Genomic DNA, 24,172 nt, shown 5'->3' with positions numbered 1-24,172 from the left:
CAACGTCAATTCCCAGGCTGGAATTTGCTGTTCGGCCGCGGCCCGCCGCTCGCTACACTGTTCGACTTGAAAACTACGTAACCACTTACCACTTGGTTTCGCGAGAATTGATGGGCAGCGAACCCCAAACGCATGCGTCGGTGACCGATTCGCCGCAACTGGCGGTCTATCACGAAGAGCCGGAGACCGCGCCGACTTCGCTGCGGCGCGTCTTTTACCTGGCCGCAGCGCTGTTTGTCCTCGGGTTTCTTGCGTTGCCGATTGACCATCCGGTCGGCGCCAATTTCGTCGCCCCTGGCGAGTTCGCCTGGAAGGTGAAGGGAGACTTGCGGACGCTGTTGCTGCTGAGCGAAACGTTCGCTCACGGAACCGGCGTGGTGATGATTGTGATCGCGCTGGCCGTACTCGATCGCCAGAACCGCCAGCTGTTTTACGTGCCGCTGTTGACGGCGCTTGGCGGCGGGATGATGGCGAACATCTTGAAGGTCTCGCTCCTGGCGCGGATTCGGCCCCAGGCGTTCGATTTCACGAAGTCGGTCTGGGATTCGTTTTACGCTCCCTTTCCGCTGTTCAATTCGGCGGCGTGGTCCCATTTGGGCGAGCACAACTTCCAAGGTTGTCCTTCGGCCCATTCGGCGACTGCGGCGGCTTTGGCGGTGGCGCTTACCACGATCTATCCGCACGGGAAGTGGTTGTTCATCGTTCTGGCGTTCTTGGCGGGGTGCCAGCGTGTGCTGGTCGGGGCGCACTTTCCCAGCGACGTCGTCTGGGGCTGGGCGGTTGGGGCGCTCTTCGCGGCGGTGATCCTGGATCACGATCGTCTGATTCGCTGGACCAGCGCTTGGACGGGGCAAGTCGCCAAGATCTGGCGCGGGGCCAAACGCGCATAAAAAAACGGACGCCCGGTTGGACGTCCGCTCTTGTTCGATTCTTACAGCTCAACCGCTTACTTGTTGGCGGCCGGCGGCAGAACTTCCAGCAGTTCGATGTCGAACACCAGCACCGAGTTCGGCGGGATGGCCGGGTTGCCCCGTTCGCCGTAGGCGAGTTCCGACGGAATGAACAGCTTCCACTTGGCGCCTTGCTTCATCAGCTGCAGCGCTTCCTGCCAACCTTGGATCACGCCGTTGACCGGGAAGCGGGCCGGTTCGCCACGTTCGTACGAGCTGTCGAAGACGGTGCCGTCGATCAGTTCCCCCTTGTAATGGCAAACGACGTCGTCGGTTTCTTTCGGCATGGCGCCGGTACCTTCTTTTTCGACGATGTACTGCAGACCCGACTTGGTGGTCTTCACGTTCGGCTTCTTGGCGTTTTCAGCCAGAAAGTCCAAACCCTTCTTCTTGTCGGCTTCCGCCATCTTCATCTGTTCGGCGATCATGACCTTTTGCAGTTCGACGCGGGTCGCTTGGATCTGCTCTTCGGTCAGTTGCGACGGCTTCCCTTCGATCGCTTCGTTGATCCCTTCCAGCAACGCTTTGACGTCGACGTTCGGCAGGTTCGATTTGATATCGGCGCCGAACTGACGGCCAATGATGTAGGAAGCTTTTTGCATCACGGTATTAAGTCCTTCTTGCGGCGCGGCCGGCTCTTGAGCCCGCAGAACGGCCGGAATAAACGAGAGAAGCGCCAGCGTCAAACATAGGACGCGTTTCATAAGTAATCCTTTCCAGGAGAGGCCGCTACTGGCGGCAAGTAGGTGGGTAGACGCTCGCGGACGCGCCTGAACAAGTCTCTATTATTGGAGATCGGCCGCGAATTGGAAATCGGGGAAGAGAGAGCTATTGGACGGTTCGCAGCCATTGCGAAGCGAATCGTTCCGCCGCGCCCCGATTCGGGAACAAGCGGATTTCCCTTTGGGCGCCGGCCTGCTGTTCCGGCGGCAGCTTCTTCACCTGTTGCGTTTGCCACTGGGAGGCCAGTTCTTGGGAATGGAACACATTTGCCGTTCCAAATGCTTTGCCACCCGTGACGATTCGGACCGTTGCGGCAAAGTGGGCAAACTCGGCGAAGGGGTGGCTATATTGCTGCGACTTGAGGTGCTGGATCATCCCCTTTTCGATTTCGCTCAGATCCGTCCCGAAATGCTTGGAGAAGTCTTCCTGATTGGAGGGGATAATCCCGCCGGTGGTGACGTTGACCGATCCTTCCATCGGTTTGATCTCGCTTAGCTCGCGCATCAGCTGGTTGAAGTCGGACCGCCGCTGCGAGGCGAGATAATGGGTCAATCCCCACGCCGAAGCGTAACCGGTCGACGTCAGACGGGCCGCTTTGACCGTTTGCTCGACCATCACGCCGTCCGCTTGTTCGGCGTCTTTCCCTTTGATGTACGACTCCAGCTCGAACATCCGCATGTCGTTGATGTCGCCGGCGCCTTTCCATTTCATCCGGGTACCGAAATCGGTCGGAGCGTAGTACTCGGCGATTCCTTCCGAAATCCACATCGGCCAGCGAGAAAGTCGCTGTTGGACGCCGATGTTATGCAGAATCTGATGCGCCCCTTCGTGCGCGATCGTCGAAATCGCCTGCTTGAGGTAGAGGTCTTGTTTCAGCGGCGGATCGGTCGGCCGTTCGTACATCACCACGTGATTGGCCAGCGTGTCGTAGAAGGCGACGATCCCGTCCGGTAGTTCGCTAAACGCTTTGTATTCGGCCTCGGTCGCGAACATGATCGCGACCAGCGGAACGTCCGGTTCGTGGACGTCGATCCGCTGCGCTTTGGCATGTTTCTGCATGCCGGGGATCATCGACTCAAGGATCCGCATCGTCACCTCGGCGAATTCGTCCGACGTGTTGTAGACGAAGACGTAGTGCCGACTGGTCCGCGTTTGGAACCCCGGGAACTTCTTCTCCATCCGCTTGGCCAGCTCTTTTTTGTCGATCGCTTTGAACGGAGCGTCGGTCCGGCGAGCCTCGGTGACGCCGCGAGTAACCAGCGTGCCATCCGGCAACTCGATCACCATGTTGCTGCCGATCGCGACGTGGATTCGACCGACGACTTGATTCCCCTCCTCGTCGCGAACTTCGACGCTGCCGGCGAGATCATGCGAGACGATCCCCGGCGGCAGATCGAGCCCAAAGGCGCGAGGATTGGGGACTTTCAGCCCTTGAGCTTGCAGATTTGCTGCCCCTAGCAGGAGGGGGAGAGTCCAAGCGGCGACGTAAATCGCTAGTTTTCTCATGGCAAGCTTTGGGCTGCGATTGGGGGCGTTTGAGACGAGGCCTGGAGCGGTTGATATCATTTTGCGGCGAAACTCCTTTCTGGCAAGGAATTTCCCACAGGGGAATTCTGAGAAAAACGACCAGATTGCGGACACAAACGCGGCCTTTCCGGGTTAAACAAACCGGACAGTTATTTGTTCCGCAGAACTTGTACTGCTGAATCTCGCCAAACGTGGATCTCTAAACTATTGTTTTGGAAGAGCTTACGGCATTATTTGGCGAATTTCCACCTTTTCGGGTCCGATGCAAACCACGATGGTCGCGAACTCCCCTTATCGATTTGGCGTGCTACTGCTGGCGACGCTCGTCTGCTTTTCCACCGTTCTAACGTCTTTGTCGGCGGCTGACCCAGATTTTGTCGGGGTGTTGGCCTACGCGCTGGACGCGAGCACGGCGGAAAAGCTGAAAATTGACGCCGAGACCCACGATAAGCTAAAGCAGCTGATCGCCGATCGCGAAGACAAGGCCCTGGAATTGGCCCTCTCGATCCGCGATCTGCCGAAAGAGGAGCAGACGGCCAAGCTTGCGCCGTTCGTCGCCGAGTCCGAAAAGATCGGCTTCGCCCTTTTGACCCCCGAGCAGCAAGCCGGCCTGAAGCAATTCAGCGTCAAAGCGGCGGGCCTGAAATCGCTACAGACCTCGGAGATCGCCGAGGCGCTGAAGCTGACCGCCGATCAAAAAACGCAAATCGCCCAGTTGGCCGGCAAGATCGATGCCGCCCAAGCGGCCGGCGCTCCGGCGGTGGAAGCGGCTCGTCGCGACTTTGAACGGGACGCTCGCAAAGTGCTGAGCCCTTCGCAGCAAGCTGGCTGGGATCAGTTGGCCGGATTGGTCGGCGCACCTGGCGATCCGCTGCCGGAAGTGACGCCGCCGGGCGCGGAAGACAAAACCGAAGTCGCCTCTGCTCCTGCGCCTGGCGCCATGCCGCCGAAAATGGCCGACGCCCAGCCCTCTCCCAGCGACAAGCCGGCCGACAAACCGAAACAGGAACTGGGCCCCAACGGCGAACCGCTGCTGCGGTTCAGCTTCCGTTACGCTCCGTGGCGCGACGTGCTTGATTGGTTCGCTGAACAAGCTGACCTGTCGATGGTGATGGACGCCCCCCCGTCCGGCACGTTCAACTACACCGACGGCCGCGCTTACACTCCGGCCGAAGCGATCGACCTGCTCAACAGCGTCTTGCTGACCAAGGGTTACACGCTGGTTCGCCGCGAAAAGATGTTGCTGGTGGTCAACCTCGAAGATGGCATTCCGCCGAATCTGGTCACCAACGTCCCGGCCGAAAAGCTGGACGAACGGGGCGAGTACGAACTGGTCAGCACCCTCTTCACGCTGACCCGCATGACCGCCGAAGAAGCGGAAGCGGAGATCTCGAAGCTGATCGGTCCGCAAGGCCAAGTCGTCGTGCTGCCGAAGTCGAAACAGATCTATGTGACCGAAACGGCTGGGCGTTTGCGCACGATTCGCAACGTCATCAACGCCGTCGAACGTCCGCTCAGCGAACAAGTGCATATCGTCTCGCTGACGCATGTCGGGCCGGAAGAAGCGTTGACGGTCGTTCGTCAGTTGCTTGATCTGCCGCCGGAAGCCAATGGCACCGACGACGGGACGCTCCGTATTGCGGTCGACGCCTTGGGGGGCCGGTTGTTCGTTAGCGGCGAACCGGAACTGACCGAGCGCGTGCAAGAGATCCTGAAGATGGTCGACCAGCCGGGCGGTTCGACCGAAATCAGCGAACAACCGCAGCTGGAAGTTTACGCCGTCGGCTCTTCGCAACCGCAAACGGTGCTGCAAGTCATGCAGACGCTGTTGGCCGGTTTGCCGGAAGTCCGTCTGGCGATTGACGAGAACACCGGCAACCTGGTGGCGCTCGCCAAGCCGTCGCAACATGCGACGATTCGGGCGACCCTCGAACAGATGCAGCGCGATGCGAAGAAGATTGCGGTCATTCAATTGCAGACGGTCGATCCGCAACTAGCGGTTCTTTCGATCGCCAAGCTGTTCGGCAGCAGCGGCGAAACGCCGAACCCGAGCGCTCCGATCGTCGACGCCGATCCGATCAACGGCATGCTGTTGGTTCGCGGCACGCAGGATCAGATTTCGCAGATCAACGATTTGCTGAAGCAGATGGGTGAAGACCCGGAAGCGGCGCTCGCCTCTTCGCTTGATCGCGGTCGCGTTCGTACGTTGTCGCTCCCGAGCGCCACGTCGACGCAGATCCTGGACGAACTCGAAATGATCTGGCCGACGGTCAGCACCGCGCGGATTCGGGTCGTGCGACCTTCGGCTCCGCCGATCCGCGCCGTCGCCCCGGAAGGGGAATCGTCCGAGGACGCCGAGTTCCGTGAGAACCTTCGTCTCCTCTTCCCGCCGACCAAGCCGCAGACGACGCCGCGCGAAGACGAATCGGCCCGCGTCTACAACACTCCTTTTCGTTTCGTGAGCGAGACGACCGTCGCCGAAACGGAAGCGACCGAAGCGACCCCGACCGCCGCCGACGAAACGAAAACGACCGACGCACCGAAGAAGCCGGCCGAAATCATCATCATGCCCGGCCCCGGCGGCATTGTGATCGCCTCGGACGATACCGAGGCGCTCGATCAGCTGGAAGAATTGATCCAAATGCTGGGTGACCGCATTTCCAACAGCGGCGCCGACTACACCGTTTTCTATCTGAAGCATGCCCCGGCCGATGTGGCGGCCGACTTGCTGTCCCGCATCCTGACCGGCCAGTCCGCTTCGGGTGGTGATGCCGGCGGCGGTGGCGGCGGACTGCTGGGAGACATGGCGTCGAGCATGCTCGGCGGCGGCGGTGGTCTGATGGGATCGCTGCTTGGTCTCGGCGGTTCCAGCGGCAGCAGCTATACCGCTTCGGGCAGCTTCTCGGTCGTCGCTGACGGTCGACTCAACGCCCTGGTCGTCAAAGGAACGCCGGCCGACGTCCAAGTGATTGAGCAATTGCTCAAGATCATTGATCAACCGCACAGCCCCGAAGACGTCCAGACGAAAGCGAAGCCGCGGATGATCCCGGTGCTATATCAACCGGCCAATGACGTGCTGAACGTCGTGAAGCAGGTTTACGCCGACCGCATCGCCGAATCGGCCAGCGGCGGCGGACAACAGCGTCAGCCGAGCCCGGAAGACTTCATCCGCGCTTTGGGGGGCGGCGGACGTGGTGGTCGCGGCGGCGGACAAGGAGGCCAAGGGGGCGCGCAAAGCGAACCGGCCAAGATGACCATCGGCGTCGATACCCGCAGCAACTCGCTGGTCGTTTCGGCGCCAGATCCGCTCTACGACGAAGTAAAGCTGTTGGTGGAACAGCTCGATCAAGCCGGCACCGATTCGCAGGAAACGATGCAGGTGGTTAACATCCGCAAGTCGAACCCGACCACGGTGCAAAACGCCCTGAAGTCAATCCTGGGCCCGAACGTCACCTCGAATACGACGTCGACCACACCCACGAGCGGCAGCAGCGGCCAGCCGAGCGGCAGCAGCCAACCGCAACAGCCGAGCCAGGCTGACGCCGACGCGATGCGTCAGCGGATGGAAATGTTCAACCGCATTCGCGGAGCGATGGAACAACAACGCGGCGGCGGCGGTAGCGATCGCGGCGGTCGCGGAGGCGGTGGATTTGGTGGGGGACCTGGCGGAGGAGGCGGCGGCCGCGGCGGTCGCTAGTACTCATCGCGCCAAGAGACGAAAAGAGACCGCACGTGCAAGCGTGCGGTCTCTTTCTTGGCAAGAATGTCCTGTTTCGCGTGTTGCGAAGCTGCGCTTACATCCAGCCCTTGGCGTACTGCTTGGTCAGGAACGGTTCGGCCTGGCTGAAGCCGGGGAGCGTCAGCTTGGCGGCGTCCCATTTCAGCGTTTGGCCCGGGAAGCGAATCCCGACAGTGCCTAGCAGCACCGTTTCGGTCAGCGGACCCGAATAGTCGAAGTTCGAGGTCGTCTTTCCTTCGCCGCGGCAGGCGTCGGCCCACTGCACGTAGTGATCGACCCCTGCGACGACGTCGTACTTCGCTTCGGCCGTTTCCCCTTTGAGGTACAGTTTCGGCATCGCGACGTGCGGAATGATCAGCGTTCCCTTTTCGCCGATCAGGATCGAACCGGCGCCCGGCAACTCGGCCGAGGCCGGAAGCGTGGTCAGCGCCTCAGCCGGCGGACGAATGCCGGCGGCGTCGTACCACGTCACCTTGATCGTATCGCCGGCGGTGCGGCTGGTGCCGGGGAACAGATATTTGACCGTCGCTTTATCGGTCCACGATTCGGCTTTGATCGGCGGAGCGTCAGCCGTCAGTTCCAGCGGCGCGGTCAGTTCCAACGCCTTGAAGACCGGGTCAAGGATATGGCAGCCGAAGTCCCCCAGCTGACCGGTGCCGTAAGCTTGCCAACCGCGCCAGTTGAACGGATGGTACATTCCCTCTTTGTAAGGACGATGCGGCGCGACCCCTTGCCACAGATCCCACGCGACGGTCGTCGGCACCGGATCGGAACCAGCGGGGCGATCGATGTTCCGCGGCCAGGTCGGCTGACCCGATTGCCACGAGTGAACTTCCAGCACTTTGCCGATCTGTCCGGCATGTACAATCGCGACCGCGGTGCGATAGGCGGAATGCGATTGAATTTGGTTCCCCATCTGGGTCACCAGGTTTTTCTTTTCGGCCGCTTCCTTCATCTGGCGGGCTTCTTTGACCGTGTGGGTCAGCGGCTTCTGGCAGAAGATGTGTTTGCCGAGCGCCATCGCCGAGAGCGAAACCGGGGCGTGCATAAAGTCAGGCGTCGAGACGATCACGCCGTCAATGTCGTCCGATTTGTCCAGCATCTTGCGATAGTCGGCATAGGTGCGAGCCGACGGATAGGTTTCGGCGGCGCGACCGAGATGCGGGGCCGAGCTATCGATATTGCAAAGCGCGACCACTTCGACGGCCGGGCTGGCGGCGACCCCTTGCAAGTCGCTCCAACCTTTACCGCCGGTACCGACGCTGGCGACGCGCAACTTCGAGTTGGCGCCAAGCACGCGCGAATAAGAGACGGCAGGAAGTGCGAGAGCGGCGCCGGCCAGGCCGAGCTGTTTCACAAAGTGACGTCGACTTGTCTTTTGATTCATGAGTTTTCTCAACAGAGAAGTTAGGTGGGGCATCCAGGTAGGAACCCCTAGTCTGCCCCACGAGAATAGTCGCCGTCAACCTGATTTTATAAAATAGGGGCATTGGATCGGCCAAAAAGATATCACCTGAGATCAAATCGCCGCAAATTAGCGTTGGGGCCGCTATTTCCCGCGACCGATTGGGAGGTGGAAAGCCCCCCTGCTTCGACTGCAGAGCGAAGTCGAAATGATTCTTCCCGTACGCAGTGACGCCGGCGCCCAATTCGGTGTTGGAGTTGTACTTGTCCCAGATATAAATCTCGCCGACGGCTCCCATTCCGAGATCGCCCCGATCGACCGTCCAAAATCACGATAGCGATTCTGAAATCCTCCCAGATCGCCATCGGGGCCGAAGCGATTCGGCCCTTTTTCGTGCGCCTGTCGCACGGGACGCGGAATTACCGGCAAACTCTTCCTAGGTTCCACTCCTTCTCCAGGCAGCTATCGCCGTCGATCTTGCAGTCCGATGCTCCTTTCGGTCGATGAAGGGAGAGTGACGTGCCGCTTTGGACTTTGGGAAAGGTCGCCTGTGCTGAATTCGGAGCTACAAACGCTTCAGGCGTATGTCGCCGATTGCGCTTCGCGAAACCTGATTCAGTGGTGGTTTGAGACGCGGGGAACCCCGGCTCGCGACGGCTTGAATCGGGCCCTCTTCGACAGCCGCACGAAAGGACTCCGGCCCCTCACTTCGCCGGCGGTCCGCCGCGCCGTTTGGCAATGCGCCTTGCAGCACGAGACCCTGCACGCGCTGATCGCACGCTCGGCCGGTCTCATTTCCGATTGCCCGGCTCTGGAACCAGGCGATCGCATTCGCCTCCGCAACTCCCTGCCGATCCTCGACGCTTCCGGCAAAATCATCCGCGTCCACCGCGGCGGCGAAACGTGGCGCGTCGTCGGCCGAGACGCAGCCCGCTCGGTCTGGCTCGAACAACCCGACGGCTGCCGCCAAATGTGGGACGACGATCGCGAGATCCTGGCCCAATTCGAAAAGCTCGCCGCGTAAATCGCCCAACACCAGCCCGAGGCGCAAGCCGAGGGAATGCGGCCGGGAAGATGAATAGAACACGGAAGCCACAGACGAGTCACGGTAAGAACACGGTCAGAGTAAGCCCCCGAGCAGCATGCTCGCCCCATCGTAGCCCGCAGCGCAAGCGAGGGAAAAGCGGTCGCAAGTCAATGACGAATGTCGAAGTTCGAATGACGAATCAAGCGCGAATTCGCCAATGACGAAGGCGGGCAACGCCCGACACTAGCCCAACACTAACCCGAGGCGCAAGCCGAGGGAATGCGGTCGGGAAGAAAAGCGGAAAGCGGAGAGCCGAAAGCGGCCAAGAAGCAAAACACTAGCCCGCAGCGCAAGCAAGGGAATGCGGCCGCAAGCCAACTGCCAAGATCGAATTGCCAAGATCGAATTGCCAAGATCGAATTGCCAAAGATCGCCCGCGCGCGTCAACTCGCGATGGACGCGCAACGAGAATCAACCGACTGGACCGCAGCTCCCAATTTTTTTTCGTCGCGTAGCGCATCTACGGCAGGGTCCGCTGTGCGGACCGCAGAGGCGTCAATCGACGTGGCCAATCTGCTATCGCTTCCCATGGTCCGCACAGCGGACCCTACGAACGGAGTGGACTCGGCCGCGTCATTTTTTTCTGGGGCCGGCATGATCAATCGATACCTCGGATCGTAAAACCGTTTCTCGTCAACGATCTTTTCAATCTCCCCCGCCGCCACCATCCGATCCCAACCGCGAGCGAACTTCGTGCCGTTCATGCCGCAGTTTTCGCGGACGCGGAGCTTCGTCGCATGCGCCTCGCCGAGGTCGGTGATCGCCAGGCGAATTCGGGATCGCATCCGCTGATCGAGCGCGGCGTCTTTCAGGCGTTCGGCTTCATCTTGTAACGCTTCCGCTTCATGCACGATCGTTTGCCAGCGTCGCACGGTCGTAGTCGTAGGGCAGGCCGTGCCTGCCGCTCTGCTTGCGAGCGCCAACATCTCGGCAGGCACGGCCTGCCCTACGCTGGTCAATCTTCCTTCTTCGACATCGACGCCCCACTCGCCACCTTGTCCGGCGTAACCGCCGAGTGTGAGCCAGAGGCGATGTTCTCCACTGCCTGGCGAATAACTTTGGCGACGATTCACCAACAGCCATTGCTGGGCGAAGTCGAGACTGCCGGCGAGGATGGACGCTTCCAACTTGCCAGGCTTCATTTCTTTCCGCGTTTGGATGCAAAGAATCGGCGTGGCGCCGTAATCGAGGCAACACTGTGCGAGCGTCTGCAGCGCCTCGGCCTGTTTGCGTTTGCCGGTCGAACTTAAGTGAATCGCGTCGATCACCACCACTTCTAACTCGTGCTTCGTGATCCAATCGCGGAGTTTTCCCAAGGTCTCGGGATCGGCTGGATCGTCGGTGGTGAGCAGCCACATCAGATTGTTGCGACTTGGCGTTTCCTTGCGAGCTTCGCCCCACCGCTGCGCAAGATCGGTCAGCGTTTGCTGTTGATTACTGCTACACGCGAAGCCGACGCGCAGCGGTTTTTCGGCCGCGAAATGATTCAAAAACTTTCCGCCGCTGGCGAGCGCCGCGCATAGATCGACCGCGAGCGAGCTCTTCAGCGTTTTGCTGGGGCCGACGAGCACCGCCGGTTCGTTGCGCGTGAGGAAGTTCGATAGCAGCCACTCGCGCGGCTGTTGTTCGGCAAAGAGTTCCTCCGTCGTGAGCGTTCGAAACGAACTGCCGCCGCCCAGTTCGAGGCGCACGATTTCGCCATCGGGCGGCAACTCGACCGGCTCCGATTCGGGCGTCAGTCGTTTGCGCAAGGTCGCTGCGTAGTCGGCAAGGTGGTCGATGTTGCCGCCGGAATGCATTACGGCTTGAATCAGGGCCGGCGCGGTCAGCTTGTCGTAGCCGTAAGTGAGCAGGTCGGCGAGGAGTTGCTGCGCGTCTTTGTCCGTGTCGCCGGTGATGTGGAGCGTGAGGAGGGCCGAGTAGATGTCGCGATGATATTGCACCTGAAAAATTTGGAGCGGGAGGGCGTCTTCGCTCAAGCGCTCCGGATACGTCATCATGCAGGCCAGCCACTGCGCTTCGACCAGCTCTTCGTGCACCGCGGTGCTATTCGCCTGTTTGTTCTTCTTTTGCTTCGCGCGCAGCAGGGCGCCGAGGCGCCGGATTCGGGCCTTTCGCATTTGGCGTTCCTCTTCGAAAACGAAAAAGGGGTCAGGTCTCTTTTTCGCGGTTGGAAGTTTGTGGTGTAGAAAATCTTGTCGCGAAAAAGAGACCTGACCCCTTTTTCGTCGCGACGCACACGGAGCTGCTGTCGTAGCGGTTTCGTGCTGTGAGAAACGCCTCAGTCCGAGTTTGAGGCGGGTAGAAAAATGGACGTGCGAGCGGTTGATCAGACGCCCGCATCTTGAGGGGTGTAATGTCCCAAAAGTCGCCCGGTTTTGCAATAGAGAAAGTTGCTCCGGGTAGGGTGCGTCTGGACGCACCAAGAGGCGCCGAACGATGTCGATTTGTCATCGCGTGGTAACGCAAAGGCGCCGCAGAGTTGGGTTGCCACGCGAGGTGCGAAACCGGCGATGCGGCAGGTCCGTGGTGCGTCTCGACGCACGCTACCTCTAAATGACGAATATCGAAACCAGAATGACGAATCGTTGGTTGTTCGTCATTCGAGCTTCGTCATTCGTCATTCCCTTGCGGCCGCATTCCCTCGCTTGCGCTGCGGGCTACTATTCTTGCCGTGTTCTTACCGTGACTCGTCCGTGGCTTCCGTGTTCTATTCTTCCTTCGGACGCATTCCCTTGCTTGCGCTGCGGGCTAGTTAGATCGCTATTCGGCGTGCTTTTTCCGGACCAGGCGGCTTAGTTCTTTGAAGTGCGACGTGGCGGCGGTTTCGCACCATTCGAACATTGCGGCTTCGGTTGTCGTGAGGACGGCGCCGGCGTTTTCCATGCGGCGGAGGGCGATCTCTTTTTCGAGCGGAAATCGCGAGCCGACGGCGTCGACGGCGATATAAACGTCAAACCCGGCAGCGATCAGATCGAGCGCCGTTTGTTGCACGCAGACGTGCGCTTCGACGCCGACGAGGAGCAGCTTGTGGATGGCCCGCTTCGGCAGGTCCTTGAGTAGACCTGCGACGCCGCCGGCGCTGAAGGCGAGCTTCTCGGGGAGCGGCGGGAGCATCGACTTGAGGGGCTCGACCGTTGAGCCGAGTCCCTTCGGATATTGTTCGGTTCCGAGAATTGGCATATCGAACATCTGAGCGGTCAGGAAGAGACGCTCGACGTTTTCGATAATCAATTCGGAGTCGTCGATCACCGGTACCAGCCGTTCCTGAAGATCGATCATCAGCAGCGCCGTATCGGTGCGGGACATCAGCAGCGGGCTACGGAAGTAGCCGGAAGAGTCGGACGAGGCGTTCATGAGCGGGGCGAGCGGTCCTAGCCGCGAGAAGGTTGATCCGTCACAATAGCAAGGATCGAAACCCAGGAATTCTTTGCGATGAAAATACGTTCTACCACGATTTTGACCGTGCGGCACAACGGCCGCGTCGCGATCGGCGGCGACGGTCAAGTTACCATGAATTCGTCGGTCATGAAATCGGATGCGCACAAGATTCGCCCCTTGTTAGGCGGCAAAGTAATCTGCGGCTTCGCCGGTTCGACCGCCGACGCGTTTTCGCTGCTAGAACGTTTTGAAGGGAAACTGAAGGACTATCCCAACAACGTCCCCAAGGCGGCGACCGAGCTAGCGAAAGAATGGCGGACCGACCGGGCGATGCGGCGGTTGGAAGCGCTGATGACGGTGATCAGCGGCGAGCATACCTTTTTGATCAGCGGGACCGGAGACGTCATCGCGCCGACCGACGGCGTGCTGGGGATCGGATCAGGCGGCGACTACGCCGTGGCCGCGGCGCGAGCCTTGGTGAAGCATAGCACTTTGACGGCCGACGAGATCGTCCGGTCGTCGCTGGAGATCGCCGCCGGCATCGACATATATACGAACGACAACATCCTGGTCGAAAGCATGGAGTGCCCATCGTGAGTTCCGCGCCGAAAGAGCTGACGCCGCGCGAGATCGTCGCGGCGCTCGATCAAAACATCGTCGGCCAGGCCGACGCCAAACGAGCCGTCGCCGTCGCCGTCCGCAATCGCTGGCGCCGCAAGCAACTGCCGGAAGAGCTGCAAAACGAAATTGCGCCGAAGAACATCTTGATGATGGGCCCGACCGGCGTCGGCAAAACCGAAATCGCGCGGCGGTTGGCGAAGCTGACCGGCGCCCCGTTTCTGAAAGTGGAAGCGACCAAGTACACCGAAGTTGGCTACTACGGCCGCGACGTCGAAAGCATGGTTCGCGAACTGGTCGAAACGTCGATCGCGATGGTCCGCGAGCGGGAACGGAAGAACGTCGAAAAGGACGCCGCGGTTCGCGTGGAAGAGCGGCTGCTCGATCTGCTGGTCCCCCGCCCTGTTTCGTACGAAATGGCGAGCGAAGAGGAAAACGCGACCGATCACTACGAGCGGACCCGCGAGCGATTTCGCGGGATGCTCCGCGGCGGCGAACTGGAGCAACGCAAAGTTGAACTGACGATCGAGCAAAAGTCGACCCCGATGATGATCGGCGGGATGGGACTGGAACAGATGGACGTCGACCTGCAGGGAATGTTCGAAAAGATCCTTCCTAAAAATTCGACCCGCCGCGAAATGACGATCGCCGAGGCTCGCAACGTGCTGCTGGAGCAGGAAAGCGAGAGCCTGCTCGATAAGGAAGCGATCAGCCAATCGGCGATCGAACTGGCCGAGAACCTGGGGATCATCTTCCTGGACGAAATCGACAAGATCATCGCGACCGACGGCAAAGGCGCCGACGTTTCTCGCCAAGGGGTGCAGCGCGACTTGCTGCCGATCGTCGAAGGGACGAACGTTCAGACCAAGCATGGTTACGTTTCGACCGACCACGTGCTGTTCATCGCGGCGGGGGCGTTCCACAAGACTTCTCCCAGCGAACTGATGCCGGAACTGCAAGGCCGCTTCCCGATTCGGGTCGAACTGAACGACCTGACGAAGGAGGACTTCGTTCGCATCCTGACCGAGCCGAACGCGTCGCTGACGATGCAGTACCAGTCGCTGCTCGAAACGGAAGGGCTGAAGATCTCGTTTACCGAGGACGCGCTCGAAGAGTTGGCGGCGTTTGCGTTTCATGTGAATCAAACGACGCAGAACATCGGGGCTCGCCGGCTGTACACGATCATGGAGCGGCTGCTGGAAGAGCTGAGCTTTGAGGCGCCTGATCGGAAAGAGAAACAGGTGACGATAGACGCCGACTATGTGCGGGAGCGTCTGACGAAGGTCTCGCAAGATGAAGATCTGAGCAGGTTTATCCTATGACGCGGAACATCTGGCTAGCGATTGGGGCTGCGGTCTGCGTGGTGCTGTTCTCCACGCTATTTTGCGGCCCGGTTGTGGATCAGGCTCGTTCTCGCCGTACGATCCTGGTGTTGGCCGCCGCCAGTTTGACCGATGCGGTGGAGGAAGCGGCGGACGCCTGGGAGGAAGAGTCCGGGGAAAAGGTCCGCATCAGCTTCGGCCCGTCCAATGCGCTGGCGCAACAGATTTTGGCAGGCGCACCGGCCGACATCTATCTCTCGGCGAACGAGCAATGGGCCGACGCGTTGGCCGAGCAGGATCGGGTCGAGAAGCGAGTGGCGCTGTTGTCGAATCGCTTGGTCTGGATCGTTCCGAAAGAAAACCGCGCCGGCATCGCCGACCCGAGTGAGATCGCTGCGAAAGCGAAGCGGATCGCCTTGGCCGGCGAAAACGTGCCGGCCGGGATCTACGCCGATCAGTCGCTGCACGCGTCCGGGTTGTATGACGAGGTCGCCAAGCGGATTGTCCGCGGCAACGATGTGCGGACGACGCTCGCCTATGTGGAGCAAGGAGAAGTCGACGCGGGGATCGTCTATGCGACCGACGCGGCGATCACCGACCGCGTGACGACGTTAGGCGAACTTGACCCGGCCAGCTATGATCCAATTCGCTACCCCGCGATCCTGTTGAAAGGGGCGGAGCCTGCGGAGGCGAAGGAGTTTTTCGCATTCCTGCAATCGCCGGCGGCGCAGGAGATCTTCGCGCGTCATCATTTCGTCGTGTTGCCCGCCGAGTCCGGAGAGTCCAGTGACCCCCGCTGAGATCAGCGCCATCGCCGTCAGCTTGCAGGTATCGCTGGTCGCGGTGATCTGCAGCTTGCCGCTGGGGATCGCGGCAGGGTGGCTGCTGGCGCGGAAGCGGTTTCCGGGGAAGTTGCTGCTGGAAACGTGCGTCAACTTGCCGCTGGTGATGCCGCCGGTGGTGACCGGTTACTTGCTGCTGGTCGCGTTTGGACGCGAAGGGGTGATCGGCAGTTGGCTGCAAGAGTGGTTCGGCGTGCAGTTGGTCTTCGACTGGAAAGGCGCCGCGTTGGCGGCGGCGGTCGTGTCGTTTCCGCTACTGGTCCGCTCGATTCGTTCCGCAATCGCCGGCGTCGATGTGCGGCTGGAAGATGCGGCGCGAACGCTGGGCGCCGCGCCGTGGGATCTGTTTTTCAGCGTGACGTTGCCGCTGGCGCGACGCGGGGTGATCGCCGGCGCGGTGCTCGCGTTCGCTCGAGCGCTGGGAGAGTTCGGCGCGACGATCATGATCGCCGGGAATATCGCCGGCGAAACGCGAACGATTCCGCTGATGATCTATAGCGAACTGGAAACCCCCGGCGGAGAGCGCAACATTATCGCCCTGATCGTGGCGTCGATCGCGATTTCGGCTGCCGCATTATTCGTCAGCGAGTACCTGGAACGCCGCGTCGAGCCTGCCGCGCATTGAGAAACGTATGTCGCTGTCGTTGAATTGCACCTTCCGCTACGAGCAAGGATTCTCGCTGCACGCCGAGCTCGCCTCCGATGCGCACGTGACGGCGCTCTGCGGGGCGTCGGGGAGCGGCAAGACGACGATCCTGATGCTGATCGCCGGTTTGCTGCAGCCGCAGTCGGGCGTTATTCGTTATGGTGAGACCAGCTGGGTGGACGTCGCCGAAAAGAAGTTTGTGCCGCCCCACCAGCGCCGCGTCGGCGTGATGTTCCAAGAGCCGCGGCTCTTCCCGCATTTCAACGTGCAGGAAAACTTAAACTACGGTTTCCAACGCCGCCGGGGCGAAGCGACGCAGATGGCGAAAGCGGTTGAAACGCTGGAGATCGGCGATCTCTTGAAGCGTCCTGTCGGCAGTCTGAGCGGCGGGCAAAAGCAACGGGTGGCGCTCGCCCGGGCGATCGTCAGTTCGCCGGAACTACTGCTGCTGGACGAACCGCTCACTTCGGTTGAGCCCTCCCTGCAAGAGCGTATCGCCGAATACGTCAAACGGGTCGCCAAAGAGTTCGCCACGCCGATCGTGCTGGTCAGCCATTCGGTGGAACTGGTCGAGCAGATGGCGGAGCGGACGTTTTGGGTGAAAGACGGGAGCGTTAGCGGTTAACCGTTGCGTTCCCCTTCTCGATTGGTGCGGCGGTAGTGACTCGGGACGTCGTCCATCATTCGTTTGAAACAGCGGATGAAGGACTCGGGGTGATTGAACCCGCAGCGAAACGCGATTTCGGGAATCGACAACTCGGTATCGCGGAGCAGCACGGCGGCGCGTTCGACGCGCACGCGCCGTAGCACATCAGCCGGCGAGCGACCGACCAATCGTTCAAAGCGGTTTTCTAACACGCGGCGCGAGACATTGAGCGCCTTCTCGACGTCGTGGATCTGAATCGGCTCGTCGGCGTGATCGCGAATGTAGCGGATCGCTTCGGTGACCACTTCGTCCTGAAAGCCGGTCGCGTCGGAGGAGCGCCGCGCGACGACGCCGCGCGGGGGAACTTCGATCGGCTGATCCGGCGCCGGTTCTCCTTGGATCATCTGGTCGAGCAGTTCCGCCGCTTTGTAACCGACGGTGCGGCCTGCCTGATCGAGACTCGAGAGTTCGACCGGGGCCAGCGCCGACATCAGATCGTCATGCTCGACGCACAGAATCGCCACATCGTCCGGCACGTCGATTGTCGCGTTGGCGCACATCGTCATGACCGATCGCCCGATCATGGCGCTCCAGACGATCACGCCGACCGGCTTGGGAAGTTCCAGCAGCCACCGCTGCAGATCGGCGATATCAGTGCGGATCCCATGTTCGCGGATCATCGTCTGTTTCGGGCTGTATTGAAAGCTGTAGAGCTCGGAGCCTCCCTCCGAGACCGTGGCGCGAATCGTATCTTCGATCAGCGTGCTGTATCCCATGTGAGGCGCGGCGCCGACATAGGCGATGTTGCGGAACCCGCGATCGAGAAAATGCCGCGCCGCCATTTCGCCGCAGGCCCGCTGATCCGAGACGACGTTCGGAAAGCGAACCGAATGCTCGCGCGACCAGGAGACGTTCACGCAGGGAATCTTTCGCCGCGTGATCGAGCGAACGAGGGTCGGGTGGGTCAAACGCCCGATGACGCCGTGCCCTTTCCAGTCGGTGGGAAGGTGAAGTTCGTCCCAGAAGCCGTGCGGCTCGATAAAGCAGTCCCAGCCACCTTGCTCGCGGGCATAGTCGGCGACGCCTTGCAGCACGTCTCGGCTCCATTCGGTCGCGGTTTGCACGATCAACGCGATGGAACGACGAGCGGGAACGCCCAATAGTGAATTCGACATAACAAGCTCAGCCAGAAGGTTGTCGCCAACGAGTCGGCTCAATGGCGGAAAATGCGGTTCAAACTAGTGGTAATGGGGGACTATCGCCGGTTTTAATTCGCCTGTTAAGGATCTACGCGACGCCTGTTAGGAGAGCGTAAACCGTGCGTGCATATTGTCAATAGATATGCGCGTATTGTCATGGGTCGGTTTTCCCCTCAGAGCTACGATTGTCCAGAAGTCGAGGGGTGCGGCGCGTTTTGACGCCGTCTCGCTCTGATCGGCGTCATTCATCTATTCGCTTTTTCCAATCGGAAACTACTGGGAGCTGACGGAACATGAAACGTGAAAAGCGCGGGTTCACGCTGGTCGAATTGTTGGTGGTGATCGCCATCATCGGGGTGTTAATCGCTTTGTTGTTGCCGGCCGTTCAACAAGCGCGGGAAGCGGCTCGCCGCATGAGTTGCACCAACAATCTAAAGCAGCTCGGTTTGGCCCTCCACAACCATCACGACACCTTCGGCGAATTCCCCCGTGGCGCCGGCGCACCGAACGGCGCAGCCTACGGCGCGATGTGGAGCGCCTACCTCCTGCCGTTCATCGAACAGAACAACATCTTCGAAGCGCTGACCCTGGACGTCGAAGGCGCCAACTGGGGATCGGGGAGCGGAATCAGCAACGCGTCGATCTCTTCGAGCAGCACGACCGAACGAAACGTCGCCGCTTTGGAAACGGTCATTGAAGCGTTTCGCTGTCCTTCGGCGCCGATTCCGCAGAACGTCCGCGACAAGTCGACCGACAACTGGTTCGCCTTGAAGCGCGTCCCCGGCAGCTACCTGGGCAATTGCTCCGGCACGCTGACCACCGACAGCAGCTCGGCCGGCATCGACTGGACCAACGGAACCGACCTGAACGGCATCTTCAAGAACTCCAAGACGCTCGGCTTTTCGGACGTGACCGACGGCACCTCGAATACGGTCGCCTTCGGCGAAGCGGTTCCCGATCCGAAAGATACCGGCGCCACCGAAGACCGCAACAACGGCTCCGGCGCCCAAAAGGACCACTGGTACATCGGCGGCGACGATATCGACGTTACCCGCGACATGTCGGAAATGCTCGGCACGCTGGGAGTCGCCATCAACTCGCCGAAGGTCGCCGGCGGCGCCAGCGGATTCGACGCCTACGAGTTCGGCTATAGCAGCTTGCATCCCGGCGGCGCGATGTTCTGCCTGACCGACGGTTCGGTCCGCTTTCTGGCCGAAACGATCGACGCGAACACGCGTAAGGGGTATGGAACCCGCGCCGGCGGCGAAGTCATTTCTGAGAACTAACAGGGATAGAAGTTGGAGAAGATTTGACGATGACGAAGAACGAATTGCCGCTGATCCGAGGATGGATCAGCGGCGTCCTGTGCGTCGCGGCTTTGCTTTGCTCGGGATGCAGCCAGGAAGTGGAAACCGCCCGGATTCGGGGGCGGGTGTCGCTCAATGGCGCTCCGCGCGAAGGGGTGGAGGTCACCTTTTGGAATGAGGGGCAGACCGATCAGTTTCTCTTCTCGACTGCAACTTCGGCCGACGGAACCTTTGAAGTTCAGAACATTGCGCTCGGCGACGTTCGGCAGTGCGTGGTGACCTTCTCAAAGCCCGCGCTAAAGAATGGCAAGGATCTGCCAACAGACGTCAAATCATCGGAGATTGACGCGATTGACCTGGCGCCTGCCATTTTGCGCGATCCGAAAAAGAGCCCGGTAAAAACGACCGTTCCGATCGACGATTTCCAGTACGATATTACTTCCGGTAAATCGTAAACTGGCGAATTGTATTGGGGGTCGAAAGTAGTTGCGGCTATGAGCTCATCCACTAGCAGCGGCAATTCCAGCGCATTGCATTGGCGAGGAAGTTTGGCGGCGGCCGCAATTGCGTTCACCGCCTACTTTTGCATGTACGCGTTTCGCAAACCGTTTACGGCGATCGAATACGACGCGCAGTTCTTTCTCGGCGGCGCAGTCGCGCTGAAGTCGGCGCTGGTGATCAGCCAGGTGCTTGGTTACGCTCTTTCCAAATTCATTGGCGTTCGGTTCTGTTCGGAAGTCGCCCGCGAGCGGCGCGCCTTCTGGCTGATTGGCTTGATCGTCTGGGCCGAGCTGGCGCTCGTCCTCTTCGCGATCGTGCCGGGCGACTGGAAAGTGGCCGCGATCTTCTTGAACGGGCTACCGCTCGGGATGATCTGGGGCCTGGTCGTGCGGTACTTGGAAGGACGAAAGTCGTCCGACTTTTTGCTCGCCGCCCTTTGCTGCTCGTTCATCATCTCCAGCGGCGTGGTGAAAGACGCCGGCTTGCTGTGGATTCGGATGGGAGTGAGCGACTTCTGGATGCCGGCCGTGACCGGCTTGTCGTTCTTCGCGCCGTTTCTGCTCGCCGTTTGGCTGTTGGAACGTCTGCCGGAACCGAGCGTTGGCGACCAGGAGGAACGGACCGAGCGGAAGTCGATGGGCAAAGCGGACCGGATGTCGTTCTTGCGGCAGTATTGGCCCGGCCTGATTCCGCTCTTCTTTTTCTACGCGGTCCTGACGGCGTTTCGTGATTTTCGCGATAGCTTCGGCAAAGAGATCCTGGACGAAATCGGCTTCGGCGAGGTCAAAGGGATTTTCACGGCAGTCGAAGCGCCGATTGCGTTTATCGTGACCGGCATGTTGGCGGCGCTGATCATGATCAAGAACCATCGCGTCAGCCTATGGGCGATCTTCGGCTCGATGCTCGGCGGCGCCGTCTTGATCGGCGCTGCGACGACGGCCTTTATGCTCGGTTGGATCGAAGGGTTGACCTGGATGATCGCGATCGGGCTGGGAGGCTATCTCGCCTACGTCCCGTATAACGCGGTTTTGTTCGAGCGATTGTTGGCCTCGACCCGATCGGTTGGGACCGCCGTCTTCGGCATCTATATCGCCGACTCGTTCGGCTATATCAGTTCGATTGGCGCGATGCTTTACAAAGACTGCTTCGCCGCCGATGCGACGCGGGTCGGCTTCTTTACGACGTTCTCGTTACTCATGGCGACGATCGGCGTCGCTTCGCTCGTTTCGAGCGGCTATTTCTTTTTGCGGCTGCCGAGTGCGGCGGGCAACAGCGAAGAGGCGAACTCGCTGCCTGCTGACGCGTCGGTTGTCGACAACACGGCGGCGGAAGTCGTCTAAAGATTCTCTTGGATCGAAAGTAGGCTAGTGAAACCAGATCAGGCAATGAAGAACTCAGGTGGCGAGCGTTACGATATGGCGGTCGTCGGCGCCGGCATCGTCGGACTAGCGCACGCATGGCGCGCGGCGCAGCGCGGACTGCGCGTATTGGTGCTCGATCGGCGACCTTATGGCAGCGGCGCGTCGATTCGAAACTTCGGCATGATCTGGCCGGTTGGTCAGACGCAAGCGGGGCTGTGGTCGACCGCGATGAAAAGCCGCGGTCTGTGGCTCGAGTTGGCGCAAAAGGCGGGCATTCCGATTCACACGTGCGGATCGCTGCACTTGGCGTTTCGCGATGACGAATGGGCGGTCCTGGAAGAGTTTCAAGCCAAGCAAGGCGCCCAATACGGAACCGAACTGATCAGCGCCGACGATGTCCATCAAAAGACCCCGGCCGCGAAACCGGAAGGTCTGATCGGCGCTCTCTGGAGCAACACCGAGATGCGGGTCAATCCGCGCGTCGCGGTCGCGGCGATCCCGAGCTTCTTGATCGATCAGTTTGATGTGAAGTTTGAGTTTTCGACGACGGTGATTCGGGTCGGCGACGGCGAAGTGGAGGCGGCCGACGGTCGACGCTGGCTCGCCGATCATACGATCATTTGCAGCGGCGCCGACTTCGCCAACTTGTTTCCGCAAACGCATGAAGAAGCGGGACTCTACAACTGCAAGCTGCAAATGTTGCGAACGGCGCCGTTGGGCGATTTCAAGATCGGTCCGCACCTGGCCGGCGGACTTACCTTGCGGCACTACGAAGCGTTTCGCAGCTGCGATTCGCTGGCGGCGTTGAACGAGCGCGTATCGCGGGAGACGCCGGAACTGGATCAGTACGGCATCCATGTGATGGCTTCGCAGACCGACGAAGGGGAAGTCGTGCTGGGCGATTCGCACCAGTATGGGGACGAGATCGAACCGTTCGACCTGGCCGAGATCGAAGGGCTGATGCTGCGAGAATTGCACAAGATCATTCGCCTCCCCGACTGGACCGTGCAACAACGTTGGCATGGGTACTATGCGAAGAGTGCGAAAAAGTCGATCGTGTTTGAACAGCCGAAGCCCGGCGTGACGATCGTCAACGGCGTCGGCGGAGCCGGCATGACGTTGTCGATGGGAGTCGGCGAAGAGGTAATTAGTCGATTGATTGGCGAGCAGGCAATTGGCGCCAACGCAGGAGAGGCGGTACATGTCGGGTAACGAACTAAGAGTCAAAGCGGTCGTATTCGATTGGGCAGGCACGGTGATCGACTTCGGTTGTTGCGCCCCGGCCAGCGTCTTTCGCCGCGTCTTTGAACAAAAGGGATTGGAAATCACCGCGCGTCAGGCCCGCGAGCCGATGGGCCTGGCGAAGCGAGCTCACATCGCCGCCGTGCTGGCGATGCCGGAAGTCTATCAAGCGTGGACCGACAAGTTCGGCGAAGTGCCGACCGACGCCGAGGTCGACGCTCTCTATCGCGAGTTTTTGCCGCTGCAGAAGCAAGTGCTGTCGGATCATTGCGATTTGATCCCCGGCGTCGCCGAACTGGTCGAGAAGTTGCGCTCGCGACAGATCGCCGTCGGCGGAACGACCGGCTATACCCGCGAGCTGATGAGCGTCGTCACTCCGGCGGCGGCCGAGCAAGGTTACGCCCCGGATGCGGAGATCTGCTCCGACGAAGTTCGCGAAGGGCGCCCTGCCCCGTGGATGATTTTTGAAATCGCCCAGCGGACCAACGTCTATCCGATGTCGTGCGTCGTGAAAGTCGACGACACGCCGGTCGGCATCGCGGCCGGTCACGCGGCGGGAACTTGGACCGTCGCCGTCACTGATACCGGCAACGAAATGGGACTGACGCTTGCCGAATACGACGCCCTATCGGAGGCGGAGAAAGAAGAACGCCGCACGGCGATCGTCGCTCGCTTCGAGTCGGTCAAGCCGCACTTCTTTGTTCGCAGCGTCACGGAGTTGCCGGACGTGCTGACGAAGATCAACGCGAAACTGGCCGCCGGCGAGCGGCCGTAAGCGGTTTTCATTGGGGACGCCGCCCAATGTGCGCCGGCGTCCCGGCAATTTCGTCGTCGAAATTGACACGCAATCGGGGGGCGATATGCTTGAGGAACTTTTTACTCCGCCCCCTTCCCCGTTGAGCAGGATGCTGCGCGATGTTCGGTTGGCTATTCTCCTCCGCGAGTTGTCCTGTCACGAATGACGAGAAGCGGGGAATCGAAGAAGGCTTTTCCTGGCTGGCGAGCGTTCAAGGCGTCGAACGTTTACGGACGGCCACAACGATTCTACCGACGACCGAATTCTTTCCGGCGAGCTATGAGGAGACGCCGGAAGAAGTGGAAAATCTGAAGAATCTCGTCGCTAGTTACATGGGAGTCGTTCCAGGGCGCGTCGTCGTTCAATTCTATTCCGACAACGACCCGGTCCATGCGGTGGACGATTGTAAGACCGCGTTAGATGCGAATCGACCGGCCGATGGCCGGATCGAAATCTGGCTGGAAGAATCGATTGCGAGAGACCCGCTGCTGCTCGTCGCGTCCCTCGCCGTCGAGATCGCGTTCGTATTGCTCAAAGACGATTGTCAGTTGGAACAAGAGCAAGGGGCGATGATGGTCTTCGCGGAAATGCTGACCGTTTTTCTTGGCCTGGGAATCTTGACGGCGAACGAGTCGGTGAAGGAATCGACAGGTCGGGTCGGCAATGTCTATTGGTGGAGCATGAGTCGGGGCTCCAGCCTCAGCTTGAATGCCTACGGCTATACGTTGGCGATCTATACGCTGGCACGGGGAGAAAGTCGACCGACCTGGGCGAGCCATTTGCGCGGGGACGTTGCGGGAGCGATGCGTCAGGCGATCCGCTATCTGCAGCAAACTTCCGATTGCAGCTTTCCCCACTTGATCGCAACGCCGTTGTAACA

20 protein-coding genes are annotated in these 24,172 nt (G+C 60.3%); 14 read left to right on the top strand and 6 right to left on the bottom strand.

Going from position 1 to position 24,172, the window contains the following annotated elements; translation table 11 throughout:
* The first annotated feature begins 110 nt into the window (after positions 1 to 110).
* The gene (locus LOC68_RS02935; protein ID WP_230215584.1) at positions 111 to 890 is read left to right on the top strand and encodes a phosphatase PAP2 family protein; all 780 of its coding nucleotides are present in this window, start codon (positions 111 to 113) and stop codon (positions 888 to 890) included.
* A gap of 56 nt (positions 891 to 946) precedes the next feature.
* On the opposite strand, the gene LOC68_RS02930 is transcribed toward LOC68_RS02935, so the two are convergent.
* Together LOC68_RS02930 and LOC68_RS02925 are read right to left on the bottom strand one after the other, a co-directional pair.
* Positions 947 to 1,654, bottom strand: coding sequence for an FKBP-type peptidyl-prolyl cis-trans isomerase (locus LOC68_RS02930; protein ID WP_230215569.1), 708 nt, complete (start codon positions 1,652 to 1,654; stop codon positions 947 to 949).
* 124 nt (positions 1,655 to 1,778) lie between these two features.
* Positions 1,779 to 3,179, bottom strand: a complete 1,401-nt coding sequence (locus LOC68_RS02925; protein ID WP_230215567.1) for a DUF1570 domain-containing protein — start codon at positions 3,177 to 3,179, stop codon at positions 1,779 to 1,781.
* Positions 3,180 to 3,474: 295 nt separating this feature from the next.
* Between LOC68_RS02925 and LOC68_RS02920 the strand changes: the two genes are divergently transcribed.
* A complete protein-coding gene (locus LOC68_RS02920; protein ID WP_230215558.1) occupies positions 3,475 to 6,897 on the top strand; it encodes a secretin N-terminal domain-containing protein in 3,423 nt (1,140 codons plus the stop codon).
* A 97-nt stretch (positions 6,898 to 6,994) separates the two neighbouring features.
* Here the strand turns inward: LOC68_RS02920 and LOC68_RS02915 are convergent, their stop codons facing one another.
* Positions 6,995 to 8,326 (bottom strand): Gfo/Idh/MocA family protein, encoded by a 1,332-nt coding sequence (locus tag LOC68_RS02915; protein ID WP_230215551.1) that lies wholly within the window; start codon positions 8,324 to 8,326, stop codon positions 6,995 to 6,997.
* A gap of 568 nt (positions 8,327 to 8,894) precedes the next feature.
* On the opposite strand from LOC68_RS02915, the gene LOC68_RS02910 reads away from it, so the two are divergent.
* On the top strand, positions 8,895 to 9,368 hold the full coding sequence (locus LOC68_RS02910; RefSeq protein ID WP_230215544.1) for a hypothetical protein: 474 nt from the start codon (positions 8,895 to 8,897) through the stop codon (positions 9,366 to 9,368).
* A gap of 446 nt (positions 9,369 to 9,814) precedes the next feature.
* Here LOC68_RS02910 and LOC68_RS02905 read toward each other — a convergent pair whose 3' ends face one another.
* Both LOC68_RS02905 and LOC68_RS02900 read right to left on the bottom strand, forming a co-directional pair.
* Positions 9,815 to 11,551, bottom strand: a complete 1,737-nt coding sequence (locus tag LOC68_RS02905) for an AAA family ATPase (protein ID WP_230215542.1) — start codon at positions 11,549 to 11,551, stop codon at positions 9,815 to 9,817.
* Positions 11,552 to 12,194: 643 nt separating this feature from the next.
* Entirely contained in the window at positions 12,195 to 12,788 is a 594-nt protein-coding gene (locus LOC68_RS02900) for an isochorismatase family protein (RefSeq protein WP_230215540.1), read from the bottom strand.
* 78 nt (positions 12,789 to 12,866) lie between these two features.
* On the opposite strand from LOC68_RS02900, the gene hslV reads away from it, so the two are divergent.
* The 5 genes from hslV to LOC68_RS02875 are packed head-to-tail and all read left to right on the top strand — an operon-like array spanning position 12,867 to position 16,865.
* Entirely contained in the window at positions 12,867 to 13,409 is a 543-nt protein-coding gene (gene hslV, locus LOC68_RS02895; protein ID WP_230215538.1) for an ATP-dependent protease subunit HslV, read from the top strand.
* Positions 13,406 to 14,752 (top strand): ATP-dependent protease ATPase subunit HslU, encoded by a 1,347-nt coding sequence (gene hslU / locus LOC68_RS02890; RefSeq protein WP_230215536.1) that lies wholly within the window; start codon positions 13,406 to 13,408, stop codon positions 14,750 to 14,752. The genes hslV and hslU overlap by 4 nt, the downstream gene beginning before the upstream one ends.
* Positions 14,749 to 15,552, top strand: a complete 804-nt coding sequence (gene modA / locus LOC68_RS02885; RefSeq protein WP_230215534.1) for a molybdate ABC transporter substrate-binding protein — start codon at positions 14,749 to 14,751, stop codon at positions 15,550 to 15,552. Before hslU ends, modA begins: the two co-directional genes overlap by 4 nt.
* Positions 15,539 to 16,219, top strand: a complete 681-nt coding sequence (gene modB, locus LOC68_RS02880; protein ID WP_230215532.1) for a molybdate ABC transporter permease subunit — start codon at positions 15,539 to 15,541, stop codon at positions 16,217 to 16,219. The genes modA and modB overlap by 14 nt, the downstream gene beginning before the upstream one ends.
* 7 nt (positions 16,220 to 16,226) lie before the next feature.
* On the top strand, positions 16,227 to 16,865 hold the full coding sequence (locus tag LOC68_RS02875; protein WP_230215530.1) for an ATP-binding cassette domain-containing protein: 639 nt from the start codon (positions 16,227 to 16,229) through the stop codon (positions 16,863 to 16,865).
* Here LOC68_RS02875 and LOC68_RS02870 read toward each other — a convergent pair.
* On the bottom strand, positions 16,862 to 18,061 hold the full coding sequence (locus LOC68_RS02870) for an AraC family transcriptional regulator (RefSeq protein WP_230215528.1): 1,200 nt from the start codon (positions 18,059 to 18,061) through the stop codon (positions 16,862 to 16,864). The two genes, LOC68_RS02875 and LOC68_RS02870, sit on opposite strands and share 4 nt — an antisense overlap.
* Positions 18,062 to 18,378: 317 nt before the next feature.
* Between LOC68_RS02870 and LOC68_RS02865 the strand changes: the two genes are divergently transcribed.
* The 6 genes from LOC68_RS02865 to LOC68_RS02840 all read left to right on the top strand — a co-directional run bounded on the left by LOC68_RS02865 (position 18,379) and on the right by LOC68_RS02840 (position 24,170).
* Positions 18,379 to 19,371: a DUF1559 domain-containing protein gene (locus tag LOC68_RS02865; protein ID WP_230215526.1), complete on the top strand. Its 993-nt coding sequence runs from the start codon at positions 18,379 to 18,381 to the stop codon at positions 19,369 to 19,371.
* A gap of 29 nt (positions 19,372 to 19,400) precedes the next feature.
* Positions 19,401 to 19,847, top strand: a complete 447-nt coding sequence (locus LOC68_RS02860) for a transthyretin-like family protein (protein ID WP_230215524.1) — start codon at positions 19,401 to 19,403, stop codon at positions 19,845 to 19,847.
* Between the two features lie 39 nt (positions 19,848 to 19,886).
* The gene (locus tag LOC68_RS02855) at positions 19,887 to 21,233 is read left to right on the top strand and encodes a DUF5690 family protein (protein ID WP_230215522.1); all 1,347 of its coding nucleotides are present in this window, start codon (positions 19,887 to 19,889) and stop codon (positions 21,231 to 21,233) included.
* 45 nt (positions 21,234 to 21,278) lie between these two features.
* Entirely contained in the window at positions 21,279 to 22,466 is a 1,188-nt protein-coding gene (locus tag LOC68_RS02850) for a TIGR03364 family FAD-dependent oxidoreductase (protein WP_230215520.1), read from the top strand.
* Positions 22,456 to 23,271: a phosphonoacetaldehyde hydrolase gene (gene phnX / locus LOC68_RS02845; RefSeq protein WP_230215518.1), complete on the top strand. Its 816-nt coding sequence runs from the start codon at positions 22,456 to 22,458 to the stop codon at positions 23,269 to 23,271. The genes LOC68_RS02850 and phnX overlap by 11 nt, the downstream gene beginning before the upstream one ends.
* Positions 23,272 to 23,411: 140 nt before the next feature.
* Entirely contained in the window at positions 23,412 to 24,170 is a 759-nt protein-coding gene (locus tag LOC68_RS02840) for a hypothetical protein (protein ID WP_230215516.1), read from the top strand.
* Positions 24,171 to 24,172 lie beyond the last annotated feature (2 nt).

The sequence above is a fragment of the Blastopirellula sediminis genome, assembly GCF_020966755.1.
Lineage (GTDB): Bacteria > Planctomycetota > Planctomycetia > Pirellulales > Pirellulaceae > Blastopirellula > Blastopirellula sediminis.
Note: the sequence above shows the minus strand (reverse complement) of the source record. Positions and strands in the feature narration are given on the sequence as shown.

Bases quoted from the DNA above. Each gene is read 5' to 3' on its own strand.
- LOC68_RS02935 (WP_230215584.1), top strand. From the start codon at position 111: ATGGGCAGCGAACCCCAAACGCATGCGTCGGTGACCGATTCGCCGCAA.
- LOC68_RS02930 (WP_230215569.1), bottom strand. From the start codon at position 1,654: ATGAAACGCGTCCTATGTTTGACGCTGGCGCTTCTCTCGTTTATTCCG.
- LOC68_RS02925 (WP_230215567.1), bottom strand. From the start codon at position 3,179: ATGAGAAAACTAGCGATTTACGTCGCCGCTTGGACTCTCCCCCTCCTG.
- LOC68_RS02920 (WP_230215558.1), top strand. From the start codon at position 3,475: ATGGTCGCGAACTCCCCTTATCGATTTGGCGTGCTACTGCTGGCGACG.
- LOC68_RS02915 (WP_230215551.1), bottom strand. From the start codon at position 8,326: ATGAATCAAAAGACAAGTCGACGTCACTTTGTGAAACAGCTCGGCCTG.
- LOC68_RS02905 (WP_230215542.1), bottom strand. From the start codon at position 11,551: ATGCGAAAGGCCCGAATCCGGCGCCTCGGCGCCCTGCTGCGCGCGAAG.
- LOC68_RS02900 (WP_230215540.1), bottom strand. From the start codon at position 12,788: ATGAACGCCTCGTCCGACTCTTCCGGCTACTTCCGTAGCCCGCTGCTG.
- hslV (WP_230215538.1), top strand. From the start codon at position 12,867: ATGAAAATACGTTCTACCACGATTTTGACCGTGCGGCACAACGGCCGC.
- modA (WP_230215534.1), top strand. From the start codon at position 14,749: ATGACGCGGAACATCTGGCTAGCGATTGGGGCTGCGGTCTGCGTGGTG.
- LOC68_RS02875 (WP_230215530.1), top strand. From the start codon at position 16,227: ATGTCGCTGTCGTTGAATTGCACCTTCCGCTACGAGCAAGGATTCTCG.
- LOC68_RS02870 (WP_230215528.1), bottom strand. From the start codon at position 18,061: ATGTCGAATTCACTATTGGGCGTTCCCGCTCGTCGTTCCATCGCGTTG.
- LOC68_RS02865 (WP_230215526.1), top strand. From the start codon at position 18,379: ATGAAACGTGAAAAGCGCGGGTTCACGCTGGTCGAATTGTTGGTGGTG.
- LOC68_RS02860 (WP_230215524.1), top strand. From the start codon at position 19,401: ATGACGAAGAACGAATTGCCGCTGATCCGAGGATGGATCAGCGGCGTC.
- LOC68_RS02855 (WP_230215522.1), top strand. From the start codon at position 19,887: ATGAGCTCATCCACTAGCAGCGGCAATTCCAGCGCATTGCATTGGCGA.
- LOC68_RS02850 (WP_230215520.1), top strand. From the start codon at position 21,279: ATGAAGAACTCAGGTGGCGAGCGTTACGATATGGCGGTCGTCGGCGCC.
- phnX (WP_230215518.1), top strand. From the start codon at position 22,456: ATGTCGGGTAACGAACTAAGAGTCAAAGCGGTCGTATTCGATTGGGCA.
- LOC68_RS02840 (WP_230215516.1), top strand. From the start codon at position 23,412: ATGTTCGGTTGGCTATTCTCCTCCGCGAGTTGTCCTGTCACGAATGAC.